Raw genomic sequence first — 15,120 nt, 5'->3', positions numbered from 1 at the left:
CTCCCATCAAGCTTTCGGCTCCCATTTGAAGTCCTCTGGCCTGATGGTCATCAGCTCCTGCTTTGGCGGTACACCGCTTGCATAATGATTTAGCAGCCGCACCGCCTGATGGCGAATCGCCTTTTCCAATATGTTTCTAACGTATCTTGCATTGCTGAAGGAAAAAATGTCATTTTGCTTCTCCGTCATTAAATGCTGCCTTAACTTAAATATGGACTGCTGAGCCAAATGATAATCACGATCCTTGGACATCAGCTCGGAAATTTGGATTAATTGGTCCACCGAATAGTCAGGAAAATCAATCTGAATCGGGAACCGCGAAGGCAAACCGGGATTCGTCAGTAAAAAATGATCGATCTCGGCCGGATAGCCGGCTAGAATCAACACAAAGTCATTGCGCCGATCCTCCATGCACTTCACAAGCGTATCAATCGCTTCCTTGCCAAAATCTTTTTCTCCGCCTCTAGCAAGGCTGTAAGCCTCATCGACAAACAGCACGCCGCCCATGGCCTTGCGAACCAAATCACGCGTTTTCTGCGCCGTGTGGCCAATGTATTCGCCTACAAGATCTGCACGCTCCACCTCAATCAGATGGCCCTTCGACAGCACGCCCATTTTCTGAAACAGCTTGGCGACGATGCGGGCGATCGTCGTTTTTCCAGTGCCGGGATTGCCTTTGAAAATCATATGATACACATGCGAGCCGCCAAAAAGGCCTGCTTCCGTCCTCATGCGGCTTATATAGAGTAGTGCATAAATTTCATAAATCAGCGTTTTCACATTTTCCATCCCGACCATCGGCTCAAGCTCTTTCTGAATTTCAGCAAAATGGTCGCTCGCAGGCAAAGGCTTCACCGCTGATAGAGACTCGCTTTCAATCAGGGGCGCAGAAGCTGCAACTGCATACGTCTCATGGCTTCTGAGAATAACGTTAATTTGCCTTGAAGGCCTGGGTCCGCTATTAGTGCCCGATTTGACATGTCCGCTCATCTGACGCATCACCTATCCTTCGCACTTGTCGTTAGGAATGAGCGCAAATACATAGCGCTGCATTCAAGCAGAAACCGCTCCCTAGCAGCAGCCTCGCTGCTTGGGCATTGTTCCGCTTTACAAGTGTATTCAGGCATAAACGGTCCTATTAACAGATTTTATAACTATAGCTGTCATATGGTCAGCCTAACCAGAGCATCAGGGCATCAAGCTTCCATTTCGTGTATGCTAAAACCTCACGCCCCTCAGCATTCCACGGCTTCAACACCTGTGAAGGCGTACCAGCAGCCTCAACCGATGTGTAGTTCAAAAATTTCGCAATTTCAAATGCTCTAGGCGCATGAAATTGATGGGTAATAATTAAAGCGCTCGCAAAACCTTCGCGCTCCATAATGGTTTTGCTAAACAGCAGATTCTCATATGTGCTTGTCGATTGATCCTCCAGCAGCACCTTGTCCTCTGGAATGCCTTTATCGACCAAATACGTCTTCATTCCCGCCGCCTCTGTGACAACTGCGCCTCCTGCATCAAGACCGCCGCTCATAATGAGCTTGTCCACCTTGCCCTGCTCATATAGCTTATACGCAAAGTTCAGACGCTCTTTAAGTGCAGGACTTGGCACATTGTCCCAAAGCGCGGCACCGAGCACAATACCGACCTCTGCTTTCTTGCTCTCTTTAGCAGCATCATAGCTGTTAATGACCCATAACGCATAACCACACCAGAAAACCCCAGCAACCGTACACCATGCCAGCATACGAAACAGGAGCAGCCCCGGACGCTTATTCGTCCGCCGCTTGCGCCGGCTGCTCCCTGTCCTTAGCATTTGCTTCATGACTCGCTTAACTCCCCTGTCTTCTCCGCCAAGCTTTTGCGATGCTTCAAGCTTAACGTAAAATAACGGAAACGCCCATTGCGGATATTGGAAAGCAATCTGCCGGCTGTCTTGCGTGCCATAGCAGCCTCCTTGCCAGTAACATCGCCCTGACGCAGCGCATCCTCAAGCTCATCCTCATCGAGCAGAAATACTTCTCCGCTTGGCAGCACAACTACATCAAGGAACAGATCATCGAACCAGGGAACCTGTTGATCCGTCAGTCCCTGAGTCTTGCAAATGTCAATGTACCACTGTACAACACGGCCCTTGTCATCAAACATCGTCGTCACGACGAAATGCTCGCCACGAGGAAAATGCTGCATCCACAAATAGCCACGATCGGCCAGACACAGCCGACGTCCGTTGTACTCTTTCCAAAGCGGCTCACGCAATTCGTGAATGCGGTAAAAGGTTACCAAGCCTCGGAACTCATCATTGTCCAGCGTGATGCAAGAGTAGCTCTTGCGCAAAATGCGACGCCAGTTCGCACGGTCAGAAAATTTTCGTTTCATACGGAACGTACCTTTCCGTTGAGATAAGCCCTGAAGCAACGGCTTTCGATGGTAAAGGATAGCTTTGTAAAAAGCTTACCATAACCAGCCGCGCATCTCCACCCGACTTGAAAAATAAACCAAGCTTCGCCTTTCCCAAACTGCAAAATCGCCGCCCCGGTGACGGGACGGCGATAGCAGAGCTACTTTTCCTCGATGACTATATTTTGAATAATGATATCTTCAAGCGGCTCATTATTGTCAACTGGCGTCTTCGCTATATCAGCCACCGTATCCATGCCGCTTATGACTTTTCCGAAAATCGAATAGTTCGGGTTCTGATTCAGATTCTCGGAGCCGGAGCCTGTGCAAATGAAAAATTGACTGCCGCCTGTATTCGGCTTTCCAGCATTGGCCATTGCAACTATACCGGGCTCATATTTAATTTCCGTGTCCAGCTCGTCCGGAATCGAATAGCCAGGTGTCCCAACGCCATTGCCTTGCGGATCACCGCCCTGAATCATAAATGATTCAATAATGCGATGAAACGTCAAACCGTCATAGAAGCCATGGCGCGCCAGAAAAACAAAGTTATTTACCGTTATAGGAGCTTCATTAGCGTACAGCTTCACAGTAAAATTCCCTTTATTCGTTGTAAATACGGCGGTATACGATTTATTGAGATCCAGCTCCATCTCCGGCATACGCTCCCAGCGCATCACCTTCTCGGCATTGCCGGATTCCGCTGCAGTTCCTTGACTGGTCAAGCTCCCTTTCGCTCCACAGCCGGCAAGCAATGTCATTATGAGGAGTGCCATTAGAAAAGCACTGCATACCGTCCACTGTTTCCTGCTCATTCTTGTAACCAGCTCCTTACGTATTGCCGCTTGCTACCCGGCTTCGTTAGTCGTTCCATCCCCTTGGGCGGGATCCGGCGTCGCGTTCGCCGGATTGTCCTCGCCACCTGCATTGCCGCCATTTTGCCAGCCTTCCTCTACCGGAGGGCTAGCAGGGTTATCCGTTGGCTCGGGACTAACTGTCCCTGGGTCAATGGTTTCAACCGGAGGCGTCTCCGTGCCCGGCGTCGGGGTTGGCGTCATGCCGCTGTCAGGACTGAAGGATGGCAGTTCAATTTCACCTTCATCTGGATCAATGGAGTCCATCGGGACGTCTGGAACATCAATAACCGTTTCGGGAATTTGTACGGTTATCGTCTCGGACTGCTTGCTAGTCAGGTTATTTTCCGCATCGATCGCTACGACATAATAGTCATACGTCATACCTGGTGCTACTGACATATCATCAACCGTTGTACCAGCAGCATCAACAAACAAGCTGAAATCTGCTTGGTCCATCGCTTTGCGATAAACCTTATACGAAATGTTGCTGCTAGCTGCACCTTGCCATGACAAAGCAACTTTCATTTGCTCTGGAACAAACACAGCATTAAAATTCGTTACTGCACCTACATCTTTAACTGGCTCTTTCACGCCCTGCGGCTTCTTAAAGCTGGACTTCGGCATGTCTGCCATCGCCTGCTTCATCACCTTGGAGAACATGGCAGCCGACTGGGCACTGCTCTTCTTGAGCACATGCTGCTCATCCGTTCGATCGTACCCCATCCATACGGCGGCAGTCCACTCCGGCGTGTAGCCTACAAACCAAGCGTCACGGTTTGCGCTGGAGTTAAAGCCTGGAATACCATGCTGAGTCGTACCCGTCTTGCCGGCGACGGGGCGATCTATTGCCGCACCAGTTCCCGTACCGCCAGATTGGACAACCGTCTGCAGCATTTCCGTCATGTACCAAGCGCTATCAGCATTCATTACCTGGTCTGCTGACGGAGCTTTATACGTATAGACAGCCGTATTGCTGCTCGTCGTAATTTCTCTAATCGTATGTGAGTCAACGGTTTGGCCGCTATTGGCAAAAGTACTGTAAGCCGTCGCCATCTGCAGCGGTGTAACACCTTCCGTCAATCCGCCGAGCGCAATCGCAAGATTGCGATCCTGGTCGCTCAGTTCAAAACCAAGCTTTGTCGCAAATTTCACACCGTTGCTAACGCCAATTTCATTTAGCGTCCATACGGCAGGCAAGTTGCGGGAATGCTTAACCGCCTCCTGCATCGTAATCGGCGTTGCGCCTCTTGAATCTTTAGGGCAATAGTTGCCGAAGCAGGTTTTATCATTTTTCAGAACGGTCCATGGAAAATATTGACCGGTTTCCAGTGCCGGGCCGTAAGAAGTAATCGGCTTGAACGCTGATCCCGGCTGCCGCGGCAATTCCACGCGGTTCAAGCCTTTGCGTTCGTAATCACGGCCGCCTGCAATAGCCTGGATGGCCCCGTCCCGATGGTCGATAATGACCATTGCTCCCTGAACCTTCTTGTCGTCAACGCTTTCCTCAAAGTTGGAATCGTCGGCAAATTCTTTTTCGACGACTGTTTGCGCTGTTGGATTGAGCGTCGTATAGATCCGGTAACCGCCGATGCGCAGGTCCGTTTCGGTCATATCCGGCATAACTCTCAATGCTTCTTCTACTGCGTAATCAACGAACGCTTTATAAGGCTCGTCCTTGCTTTGTTCTACTGTAGGCGGAGTCACATAATCGACGGCCTTCGCCTCATCCATTTCGTCCTTCGTAATGTAGCCCTGATCATACATCAGCTGAAGCACAACTCCGCGGCGCGTCTTGGAGCCTTCCGCATCATTTACCGGATTGTAGCGGCTTGGCGCTTTCGGCATTCCGGCAAGCGTAGCCATTTGCCATAGCTTCAAGTCCTTCAGCTCGCTGTTGAAATAATATTTTGCAGCTCCCTTGACGCCGTAAACCCCTTTGCCAAAGTAAATCCGATTTAAATAAAGCGTCAATATTTCTTCCTTCGTCTTGTTGTTTTCCAAAGCTACGGCAATGGATGCTTCCGTCGCTTTCCGGAACAACGTTTTATCCGAGGATAAAAACATATTTTTAGCTAGCTGCTGAGTAATCGTACTTCCGCCCTCAACCGCGCTGCGAGCGATAATGTCCTTGACGAGTGCCCTTCCAATCGCAAAAAAGTCGATGCCGGCATGCTCGTAAAAACGCTGATCCTCTGTCGCTACAAGGGCATTCATCATTTCCTTCGGAATTTCATCATATTCGGCAATTTCACGATTTTCTTCTGCTGTGGACAATCGCGAAATTTCATCTCCATTCGCATCGTAGACAATGGATGCTTCGCCCATAACCATCATATCGGCTCTTTCCTTAAGCATTCGCTCACCGTTCAAAATAATAAGCGAATACCCGATGATACCGCACACGATAGCAATAACTACAGTGAAAAACAACAGGAAAAACCACGTTTTCCCCGACATTCTTCTTTTCTTCTTAGGCCCTTTTTTCTTCTCAGGTTGTGTTCTTTGCCTGCGATCAGCCATTGTGACTCCCCTCCTGCGCTTCTTCCTAGAAGCTATCTGTCTTCTTATTTATACCCCCGGAATGAAAAGGACAACCCCTGTTAAAGCGGGCTGCCCTTTCCTTCCGCTATCTAGTTAAACGCAGAACGCTATTAGAAAGTTTCACTAATGGCGTGCGCCTTACGAGTCAGAGCTGCTGTTGTCCTGCATGAGAGATACATTTCGCTGCGGAGTAAACGTCGAAATGGCATGCTTGTACACCATTTGTTGACGGCCTTCGCTGTCAATAATAATGGTGAAGTTGTCAAACGCTTTAATAACGCCCCGGATTTGGAACCCGTTCATCAGGAAAACTGTAACAGGAATGTTATCTTTACGCAATTGGTTCAAGAACGTATCTTGAATGTTGATGGATTTGTTCATTGGACGTTACCTCCGACTACTAATGATTGATTAGAAGTATATTCAAGATGGACTTGAAACTTTCCTGCTATTATACCATGAATCCGATGTAAATTGTTGTGAAAATTTTCCCCCATATCGATCCATTCGATATCTTTCATGTGACGAAACCATGACAATTGGCGCTTGGCAAAGCGTCTCGTGTCCCGTTTAAGCAAAGTTACCGCAGCCTCAAGCGTACATTCTCCCCGTAAAAATGACGCTATTTCCTTATAGCCGAGTCCCTGCATAGCTACTGCATGAGGCGGAACGCCGCGCGAAAGCAGCGCCTTCACTTCCTCGACCAGCCCCTGCTCCAGCATCTGGTCAATTCTCAGCTCAATCCGGCGGTACAGCTCCGCCCGATCCATCGTCAGCCCGACGATACACAATTCGTACGGGGATTCTTTTTTCTGACCCTCGAGCTGCTCAGATTGCTTGATGCCTGTTAAATGAAACACTTCAAGCGCACGTATAACGCGCCTTTGGTCATTTGGATGCAAACGCTCCGCGGACTTTGGATCAATGAGCGCGAGCCTCGCATGCAGCGCCTCGGCGCCGTGCGCTAAAGCGAACTGCTCCTGCTCCTGGCGAAAGGCCTCATCAGAGCCGCTCTCTGAAAATTCAAAGCCATAGCACACGGCTTCCACATAGAGGCCCGTGCCGCCAACGATGAAGGGCAGCTTCCCTCTAGCAGCAATCTCTTCAATGCTGCTTCCGCAGCCCGCCTGAAAGTCTGCCACCGAATAGGGGTCATCCGGATCGCGAATATCAATTAAATGATGCGGGATGCCCTCGCGCTCTTCCATAGGAAGCTTCGCTGTTCCGATGTCCATGCCGCGATAAACCTGCATCGAATCGCCCGAGATGATTTCCGCCTGCCAAGCTTTGGCCAGCTCCAGGCTTAAATTGGTTTTGCCTACTGCCGTAGGGCCAATTAATACGAGCAAGGGCTGCTTTTTGCCCAGCGCGGTTACCCGCTTATTCTCTTGTTCTGGCAACCTCTATCACTCCATAAGCAATTTTTGAAGAATGTAAATGCCGCCGCTCAAAGCCGAGTCTTGCAAACTCCTCGCTATGGCGATGCTCCTTAAGCACGACGGTTTTGCGCGCCACTCGCAGCGCTTCGGCCACTGCCTCGGAAGACAAGGCGCTGTCATTGACCAATTGGCGCAGCGGCTGAATCGAGCTCGACTCATGAATCGGCTGCCGGAACATCGGGTCAAAATACACAACGTCGACGCTTTGATCCGGCAGCTGCCGCAAATAGTCCAGATGGTTCATGCTGAGCATGCGAATTCTGCGCATCGCCGCATCCACATCAGCAAGCCCCGATTCATAGACGGCAAGCCCTTCACGCACCAAGGCGCATAGCACCTGCTCGCTTTCAATAGCGGTAACTTGTCCGGATGTGCCCGCCGCATAAGCGAATACGAGAGAATCAGAGGCAAGTCCAGCTGTACAATCTACAACTGTATCGCCTTCCTCGCAGCGGGAGAGCATGATGAGCGGATCTGTTTCTCCCCTTCGAAGCCGCTTGACTCTTACAAAAGCCATGCTAGGGTGAAAAAATAACGGCGTATCCGTCTGTCCTTCATAATACCTGACTTCGCGATCCGTCACAACAAACAGGCGAATCTCGGCCATCTCGGCGCCGATTTGCCGCAGCGTCATTCTCCCCCTCGCCCGATAAGGAACGGAGAGTTCACCTGCAATTCTTCTCGCCTTGGCTACCGTCGCCTCAGATGGACGATCGGCGGTCGTTACGATCATGACATCACCCGCTTAAACATTTTTTCAAGCTGATAGGTGGACATATGCACGACTATCGGGCGTCCATGCGGACAGGTATACGGTTGATGGCACGCTCCAAGCCTTGAGAGCAGTGCTTCGCCCTCTTCCCGCGTAAGCCTGTCATTAGCTTTAATCGATGCTTTGCACGAACACATAATAGCAGCCTTCTCGCGCAGCTTGGCAATATTGATCGATTTGCGCTCGGTGAGCAGCAGATCCGCCATTTCTTCAATAATGTCCTTCTCCTCGCCATCCGGCAGCCACTGCGGGTAGGCCCGAACAAGAAAAGTTTGGGAGCCAAATGGCTCAAGCTCGACGCCCGCTTCATTAAATAACGGCAGCATGCCGCGCAACTGCTCTGCCTCACCCGGTGTAAACTCCAGCGTAAGCGGCACTAGCAGCTGCTGGCTTGCAGCCTCGGGCATGCCAAACTTGGCATAATAATATTCATAATTGATTCGCTCATGCGCCGCATGCTGGTCAATTAAATACAGTCCTTCCTCCGATTGTGCCACAATATACGTGCCATGCAGTTGGCCAATCCAATGCAGCTCGGGAAAACCCGCTTCATTCGCTGCTGAAGGCTGCTCCGGAGCTGCTGGCGCTTGGCTGCCTTGTCCAAGATTCATGTCGGGCAAGGAGGCCGTATGAACAGAGGCAGCAGCTTCACTGCTTAAATCGGCAGTTGCTGCCCCTATGCCTTCCAATCCGTTGCCGGGCTCGTTTCCGTCTGCGACAGTCTGCGAGCTAGCCATGCTAGCCGCGTCTTGACGAATCCAGGAAGGCTCGGCTGGAAGCGGAGCGTCTTGGCTTTGCGACGGCGAACGATTCGCCGTAACACCTCCATGGGGATGCTTTGCTTCAGAGACAATGTTCTCCCATGCTGCGCCTGCTTCGCGCGCCATACCATTTCCAGTCTGGGCAGGCTTGTACAAACGTTCCGCCGCATCCTTCGGCACAAATTCTCTAGGAGCACCTTGTCCAAATGGAGAATAAGGGGCTTGCGCAATCGTCTTGTCCCCTTTGCTGTCTCCCGCTGGTGAAGACGGTGCTTTGGGCTCCGGACGATGAAAGGACATGGCGCCCTGAACGAATACCGGACCGGACCTTTTCTGGTTATGTATAGAATCCGGGCCTGGAATGTGACGCTCCTTGCCAAGTGCAGCCTGTATAGCCGACTCAACGAGCGTCCGCAGCTCTGCTTCCTTGCTGAAGCGAACCTCCATTTTGGAAGGATGTACGTTTACATCAAGCAGGCTCGGATGCATGCCAATTTCAATAATCGCAAGCGGAAAACGATTAATCGGCAGCAGCGTATGATATGCCTGAAGCATCGCCTGATTAACCGCATGGCTGCGAATATACCGCCCATTCACAATGACGGTTATGCCATTGCGATTCGACCGTGTCAGCTCAGGCTTGGAAATATAGCCTAACAGCTCATAATCCGGGCTTTCGCCTTGTATCGCCATCATTGCCTTGGCCGTATTCGAGCCGTAAATAGCAGCGATTACTTGCAGACGGTCGCCTGTACCAAGCGTTCGCAGCAGCGTATTGCCATTGTGCTTAAGTGTAAAAGCGATGCCGGGATGCGCAAGCGCAATACGGTAAATATAATCTGAAATATGTCCAAGCTCGGTTTGCACCGCCTTCATATATTTCAACCGGGCAGGCGTATTGTAAAACAAGTCGCGCACCGTCATATCCGTACCTTGCGGCGTAGCAGCCGGAATGCTGGCCGTTATCGTTCCGCCTTCGATGGACAGCTTATGGCCTAAGCCGGTCTGTCCGGTAGAAGACAAGCATTCCAGCCGAGAAACGGCCGCGATACTTGGCAGCGCCTCGCCGCGAAAGCCTAGGCTTGCGATGCGGAACAAGTCGCTGCTCGTGGCAATTTTGCTTGTGGCATGGCGCTGGAATGCCGTTTCAATTTCTTCGGCAGGAATGCCGGAGCCATTGTCAATAACACGAATAAGGTTCAAGCCGCCCTCTTCCACTGTGATGTCGATTGTGGAGCTGCCGGCATCGACAGCATTTTCGACCAGCTCCTTAATAACAGAAGCAGGCCTTTCTACCACTTCGCCTGCGGCAATCTGATTCGCGAGCTGCTCGTCCAGCACAAGAATTTTACCCATTTGTATGCTCCTCCTTCCCACGCGGACTTGCCGCTTCTAGTCGTTCATTTTGCGTTTCATATCACCCAGCCACTGCATCGCCTGCATCGGCGTCATATTATATAGGTCGAGCTTGCGCAGTTGATCAGCAAGCTGCTCGGATTTGGCATTTCCTTTACGGCGGCCCGACTCAGCCTGCGCGGCAGCTGGCTCATCCCAAATGGACAGCTGGATGGCCGCAGCAGTTTCACGTACGCCAGCATTCGATGCTTGGGTGGCCGAATGATCTGTTTCGGAGGAATTGCTGTTATAGGCATGTTCAGTTGCATTGGATAAAGCAGCACCAGACTGTATAGCTTCATACAATTGTTCCTGCTCTGATTCAACATACGGATCTTGCTGCTCAGCCGTTTGACTCTCTGTTCCCGCAACAGCACCTGTACTCACCTTGCTGCTCGCATTCGTTTCAACCACTGCTTCCGAAACTTCCAATAGCTCATAGGAGCGGGAAATAATGGACTCAGGCAAGCCTGCCAGCTTCGCGCAATAAATGCCGTAGCTCGTTCCGGCTGCGCCAGGTATCAGCTTACGCAAAAAGGTAACATGATCGCCGCTTTCCTGTACCGCCATACAAGCATTGGTCAGCAGCGGCAAGGAATCCTCCAAATGCGACAGCTCATGAAAATGGGTCGATACGAGCGCTTTACAGCGAATTTGATGATGCACATATTCAATAACCGCTTGGGCAATGGCCATGCCTTCGCCCGTAGAAGTGCCGCGTCCCAGCTCGTCAATAATGACAAGGCTGTTCTCCGTCGCCTTCTCGGTCATAATTTGAATATCCTTCATCTCGACCATGAACGTACTTTGTCCGCCAATTAGGTCGTCCGCCGCGCCAATCCGCGTGAAAATCCGGTCAGTCAGTGGAATTTGTGCCGATTTTGCCGGAACAAAGCAGCCGATTTGCGCCATAATGCCAATCAATGCGACTTGGCGCATGTAGGTGCTTTTGCCTGCCATATTCGGCCCCGTAATAAGCAGCATCGTGTTACTTTCTTTATGAAGCTGCGTCGCATTAGCGATGAACGCTGCACCATTTTCCATAACGGCCTCAACAACAGGATGCCTGCCTTCTTCGATGACCATATCGAACGAATCGGTAATCGATGGGCGGGTAAATCTGCGCTCTGCGCTGACCGTCGCAAATGCCTGATACACATCAAGCTCGGCTATGACCTCGGCAAGGAGCTGTAGACGGTGAAGCTGCCCTGCTAAATGCTCACGCAGCTCTAGAAACCGCTCATATTCGAGATCGACCATTTTCTCCTCAGCTTCAAGAATTAGACGCTCCTTCTCCTTCAGCTCAGGCGTTACGAATCGCTCAGCATTGGAAAGCGTCTGTTTTCTTTCATAGCGGCCTTCCGGCAGCATCGCGAGATTGGCTTTGGAAACCTCAAGATAATAACCGAATATTTTATTGTAGCCGATTTTGAGCGAGCGAATGCCGGTTGCTTCGCGTTCCGCACGCTCCAGCTCAGCGAGCCATTTTTTACCATTAGTGCTGGCTTCCTTAAGCTGGTCCAAATAATCATCGTAGCCAGCACGAATAAGTCCGCCTTCGCGAATCGAGACTGGCGGCTCGTCTACGACCACCGTCTCAATCATATCTCCCAAATCGGCGCAATCATCCAATCCGTCAATCAGCTGCACCAGCCGCTGCGAGCCCGAGTCTCTACATAGCTGGACTAGCTGAGGAACGCGCTGAATGGACGTTTTGAGGGCATTCATGTCGCGTCCATTGGCACTGCCAAACGCCACTCTGCCAACCAAACGCTCCAGATCATAAATATCATGCAGCTCAGAGCGAATATCATCGCGCAAAATCAAATTCCGATATAAAGTATCAACGGCCTCCAGCCTTGCTTCGATCGCGGTGCGCGAAAGCAGAGGCTTGTCGATCCAGCGGCGCATCAGCCTTGCGCCCATTGAGGTTTGGCTGCGGTCGAGCAGCCAGAGCAGCGAGCCTTTCTTCGAGCGGTCGCGCACGGTCTCGGTCAGCTCCAGGTTTCGGCGGGTATAATGATCTAGAATCATATATTGACCCGGCTCATAGCTGCGGATTGCGCGAACATGACCGAGTGAACGTTTTTGCGTATCATCCAAATAGCCAATCAGCAGGTTCACGGCGCGCAAGCATGCTTCATTCAGCTGTAAAAGCTCCTGCCTGCCGAATTGGTCGAGCAGCTTTTGCTCCGGCACGAGCTCGCGCTTCGTCAGCAATATTGGGCGATTCCAAGCATTTGAAGCTTGAAGCTTGCCGAGCAATTCCTCATCACCAACAATTTCAGCGGGCTGATAGACGTTAATTTCATCAATCAGCGCTTCCATCTGGAGCGGGAACGAAGTGACGTACAGCTCTCCCGTGGATAAGTCGCAGGAGGAGATCGATACTTTCCCATTTAATAGGGCAACTGCTGAAATAAAATTATTCGTTTTATCGGAGAGTGCCTTAGACTCCATGACTGTTCCCGGTGTAATGACCTGAACAATTTCACGTCGTACGACGCCCTTGGCAGCAGCTGGATCCTCAACCTGCTCGCAAATGGCAACCTTGTACCCTTTTTCAACGAGTCTTGCGATATAGTTTTGCGCAGAATGATAGGGTACACCGCACATTGGAATTTTTTCAGTGCCGCCGCCTTCTCTTCCGGTTAGTGTAATTTCAAGCTCTCGCGAGGCCGCAATCGCATCTTCAAAAAACATTTCATAGAAATCGCCCAGACGAAAAAAAAGAAACGCATCCTTCGCTTCTTCTTTAATCGCTAGGTATTGCATAATCATCGGGGTATAGCTTGCCACTGTTGCCCCTCCTTTATTTTTGTAAGCGAACGCGGGCGTTCGCAATCTAGGTTTATCGTATGATCAGAGCCGTAAATTCCGCCAAATCTCCGAAATTCTAATCAAGCAACTTTCTACTATTATATCAAGCGTTGGCTTGCCGCGCCAACTTGTCTATTTTTCCGGGTGTGCATAAAGGGAGAAAAGCCGGGGGAGTATGCACAATAAAGTGAGAAGTAACGGGAGAAATAAAGCGGGAAGTAACGCGGTGAAAAGAGGGAAATGGCCTGTTTGCTTGGCATACAAGCCATTTTGAAAGTGCAGGGAAGCCCTATTGTTGAACACGTGTGAAAAATAGGGAGATCTGAAAAAAAGAACGAATATGCCTCGCATGTTTGGAGGACTTACTTGCTAAAAAAGAGCTCCCCGCTTTGCCGCTTCGATAACTGCCAGCGCGTAGGTTGGTTATAATGTCAGCTTCGTTGGCTTCCATTATAGAACTGAGATGAGGCATGCAATAGACATTGGACATTAGAAATTAAAGAATAAAGAATAAAGAATAAAGATTAGTGAATAAAGATTAGAGAATAAAGATTAGAGATTAGAGACTACGGACTACGGACTACGGACTAAACATTATGTCGTCTTTTTGTTAGACGACCTGTTAGAAGCAGGAGCTGGCATGGGGATGCGCCATTTGTGGCGGATGTCAGCCCGCTCATCCCAGATTATGCCGCGCCGCGCTGCATCGAGCAAAGGCTCGATGTCGGCTGCAAGCGCCGCGTAGCTTGGCGTCGCCGCGAGCGCTGCGGCTAGCGGGTCCAGGCACCCGGCCAGCGCCGTGCGGTCGCCGGAGTAGAAGGCTTCGACATACCGTTCGTCAAGAGCCGGTATGTCTGTGAGGGCTCTAGTCTCGCGCGCGCACAGCAGCGCGAGCGCGAGCGCGGCTTTTGCCGCTGCTGGCGAGATGAGCCAGCTCGGCAGCGTGCGGTATTCGAAGCCGCCATGCGGCTGCTGGCGGTATTCGCCAAGGGCGCCGTAACGGGGGCGTCTGCCCCGTCCGGCCGGGTCTTCGACGAGAGCGAGCGGAAACGCCGCGTAGCTGTCGAGCAGCCGCAGCAAACGGCTGGATAGCGGCGTGCCGCTGAGATGGATGTGCCCGCCGAGCGGCAGTCCCGGCACGGGCATTGCTCCAGCGACCCAGCAGAGGCTGGGGTCGCTGATACGTTCCGCGGCGCGCAGCAACAGCCGCCGGAGATTCGCGGCCAGTGCGGCCGGGCTTTCGGCCGGCTCGGGCCGCAGCTCGGCGACGGGGTAGACGATCCGTCGCCCAATAAGCATGGCGTCGCTGCCCGCTGCCCCTTGGGCCCCATCGCCAAAAAAGCGCGAAGCCGGCACAATTCGCCCATCCGGCCGCATTAGCGCAAACTCCGGGTCGGCGCCCAGCATCAGCTTGGGCGCCGTGCCGGGCAAAGGCGCTGCGGCCGCCTCATACCAGGCGGCCATTCGCGCCAAGCCCACTGCGCGCAGCTTCGCATCGCGCACAGCCCCCGCTGCGCGGACGGCGGCTCGCCCGCCTGCGCCCAGCACAACCTCGGCCTCACCCATATCGAGGCCGAGTGCATACAAAGCGGCGACTGCGGCGCGGATGACCCGCCGCAGAGCCGCATCCCGCGGCCATGGCGCTGCCGCCTGGCCGCCTGGCTCCGCCCGCAGCAGCGGCTGCCCCGCTGCGGGCCTGCCCCACCGATCGAGGCGCTGCAGCTCGATCAGCTCCAAATGCGCAATAGCGACCCTATATAATCGGTCGCTATCTCCCAGCTCCTGCCGCCGAAGCAGGCCTGCCCGGCGCAGCCTTTGCTGCTGCTCGGCGGCAGACATCGCCGCAAAGCCGAGCTCGCCCTCATTCAGCAGCCAGATGCCGCTTGGCAAAGCAGGCAGCCCCTCCTTTTTCTCAAAAGCGCAGCTGCTCACGATAACCGCGTCGCCAGACTTAACCTCATCAAGCAGGCTTGCTGTTGGAGGTGATCCAGCGGCAGCAGTCTCTTTACCTGCCTGCTCCAACCGCCCGGTACTGCTGTTCCACAGCCACACTGCCGCCATCTCATTGCTCCTTTCGGCCATAATCTACTCACCCTTAACTTATGAGCACCATTTTCTGACCAAACCTCCCCCTT

The 15,120-nt window shown here is 52.1% G+C and carries 11 protein-coding genes; all 11 read right to left on the bottom strand.

Going from position 1 to position 15,120, the window contains the following annotated elements:
• Positions 1 to 6 precede the first annotated feature (6 nt).
• The 11 genes from AC50YG_RS02745 to AC50YG_RS02695 all read right to left on the bottom strand — a co-directional run bounded on the left by AC50YG_RS02745 (position 7) and on the right by AC50YG_RS02695 (position 15,046).
• Positions 7 to 990: an AAA family ATPase gene (locus AC50YG_RS02745; RefSeq protein WP_473758455.1), complete on the bottom strand. Its 984-nt coding sequence runs from the start codon at positions 988 to 990 to the stop codon at positions 7 to 9.
• Between the two features lie 181 nt (positions 991 to 1,171).
• Entirely contained in the window at positions 1,172 to 1,825 is a 654-nt protein-coding gene (locus AC50YG_RS02740) for a YdcF family protein (RefSeq protein ID WP_494824543.1), read from the bottom strand.
• Positions 1,822 to 2,379 (bottom strand): ribonuclease FAU-1 family protein, encoded by a 558-nt coding sequence (locus tag AC50YG_RS02735; RefSeq protein WP_056028063.1) that lies wholly within the window; start codon positions 2,377 to 2,379, stop codon positions 1,822 to 1,824. Before AC50YG_RS02735 ends, AC50YG_RS02740 begins: the two co-directional genes overlap by 4 nt.
• A gap of 182 nt (positions 2,380 to 2,561) precedes the next feature.
• On the bottom strand, positions 2,562 to 3,215 hold the full coding sequence (locus AC50YG_RS02730; protein ID WP_494824542.1) for a peptidylprolyl isomerase: 654 nt from the start codon (positions 3,213 to 3,215) through the stop codon (positions 2,562 to 2,564).
• 33 nt (positions 3,216 to 3,248) lie between these two features.
• Positions 3,249 to 5,777 carry a transglycosylase domain-containing protein gene (locus AC50YG_RS02725; protein WP_494824540.1) on the bottom strand — a complete coding sequence of 843 codons (2,529 nt, stop codon included), beginning with the start codon at positions 5,775 to 5,777 and terminating at the stop codon, positions 3,249 to 3,251.
• 159 nt (positions 5,778 to 5,936) lie between these two features.
• The gene (gene hfq, locus AC50YG_RS02720) at positions 5,937 to 6,179 is read right to left on the bottom strand and encodes an RNA chaperone Hfq (protein WP_056028072.1); all 243 of its coding nucleotides are present in this window, start codon (positions 6,177 to 6,179) and stop codon (positions 5,937 to 5,939) included.
• Positions 6,176 to 7,198 carry a tRNA (adenosine(37)-N6)-dimethylallyltransferase MiaA gene (miaA, locus tag AC50YG_RS02715; RefSeq protein WP_494824539.1) on the bottom strand — a complete coding sequence of 341 codons (1,023 nt, stop codon included), beginning with the start codon at positions 7,196 to 7,198 and terminating at the stop codon, positions 6,176 to 6,178. Before miaA ends, hfq begins: the two co-directional genes overlap by 4 nt.
• Positions 7,179 to 7,970, bottom strand: coding sequence for a class I SAM-dependent methyltransferase (locus AC50YG_RS02710; RefSeq protein ID WP_494824537.1), 792 nt, complete (start codon positions 7,968 to 7,970; stop codon positions 7,179 to 7,181). The genes miaA and AC50YG_RS02710 overlap by 20 nt, the downstream gene beginning before the upstream one ends.
• A complete protein-coding gene (gene mutL / locus AC50YG_RS02705) occupies positions 7,967 to 10,126 on the bottom strand; it encodes a DNA mismatch repair endonuclease MutL (protein WP_494824535.1) in 2,160 nt (719 codons plus the stop codon). Before mutL ends, AC50YG_RS02710 begins: the two co-directional genes overlap by 4 nt.
• Positions 10,127 to 10,162: 36 nt before the next feature.
• A complete protein-coding gene (gene mutS / locus AC50YG_RS02700; protein WP_494824534.1) occupies positions 10,163 to 12,964 on the bottom strand; it encodes a DNA mismatch repair protein MutS in 2,802 nt (933 codons plus the stop codon).
• Between the two features lie 615 nt (positions 12,965 to 13,579).
• On the bottom strand, positions 13,580 to 15,046 hold the full coding sequence (locus AC50YG_RS02695; protein ID WP_494824532.1) for a putative amidoligase domain-containing protein: 1,467 nt from the start codon (positions 15,044 to 15,046) through the stop codon (positions 13,580 to 13,582).
• Positions 15,047 to 15,120: the final 74 nt, after the last annotated feature.

This window comes from Paenibacillus sp. J31R34 (genome assembly GCF_059383715.1).
This window is presented reverse-complemented; position numbering and strand designations above follow the sequence as displayed.

What these genes read in the sequence shown, in the direction of transcription:
- AC50YG_RS02745 (WP_473758455.1), bottom strand. Translation starts at nt 990, where the DNA reads ATGAGCGGACATGTCAAATCGGGCACTAATAGCGGACCCAGGCCTTCA.
- AC50YG_RS02740 (WP_494824543.1), bottom strand. Translation starts at nt 1,825, where the DNA reads ATGAAGCAAATGCTAAGGACAGGGAGCAGCCGGCGCAAGCGGCGGACG.
- AC50YG_RS02735 (WP_056028063.1), bottom strand. Translation starts at nt 2,379, where the DNA reads ATGAAACGAAAATTTTCTGACCGTGCGAACTGGCGTCGCATTTTGCGC.
- AC50YG_RS02730 (WP_494824542.1), bottom strand. Translation starts at nt 3,215, where the DNA reads ATGAGCAGGAAACAGTGGACGGTATGCAGTGCTTTTCTAATGGCACTC.
- AC50YG_RS02725 (WP_494824540.1), bottom strand. Translation starts at nt 5,777, where the DNA reads ATGGCTGATCGCAGGCAAAGAACACAACCTGAGAAGAAAAAAGGGCCT.
- hfq (WP_056028072.1), bottom strand. Translation starts at nt 6,179, where the DNA reads ATGAACAAATCCATCAACATTCAAGATACGTTCTTGAACCAATTGCGT.
- AC50YG_RS02710 (WP_494824537.1), bottom strand. Translation starts at nt 7,970, where the DNA reads ATGATCGTAACGACCGCCGATCGTCCATCTGAGGCGACGGTAGCCAAG.
- mutL (WP_494824535.1), bottom strand. Translation starts at nt 10,126, where the DNA reads ATGGGTAAAATTCTTGTGCTGGACGAGCAGCTCGCGAATCAGATTGCC.
- AC50YG_RS02695 (WP_494824532.1), bottom strand. Translation starts at nt 15,046, where the DNA reads ATGGCGGCAGTGTGGCTGTGGAACAGCAGTACCGGGCGGTTGGAGCAG.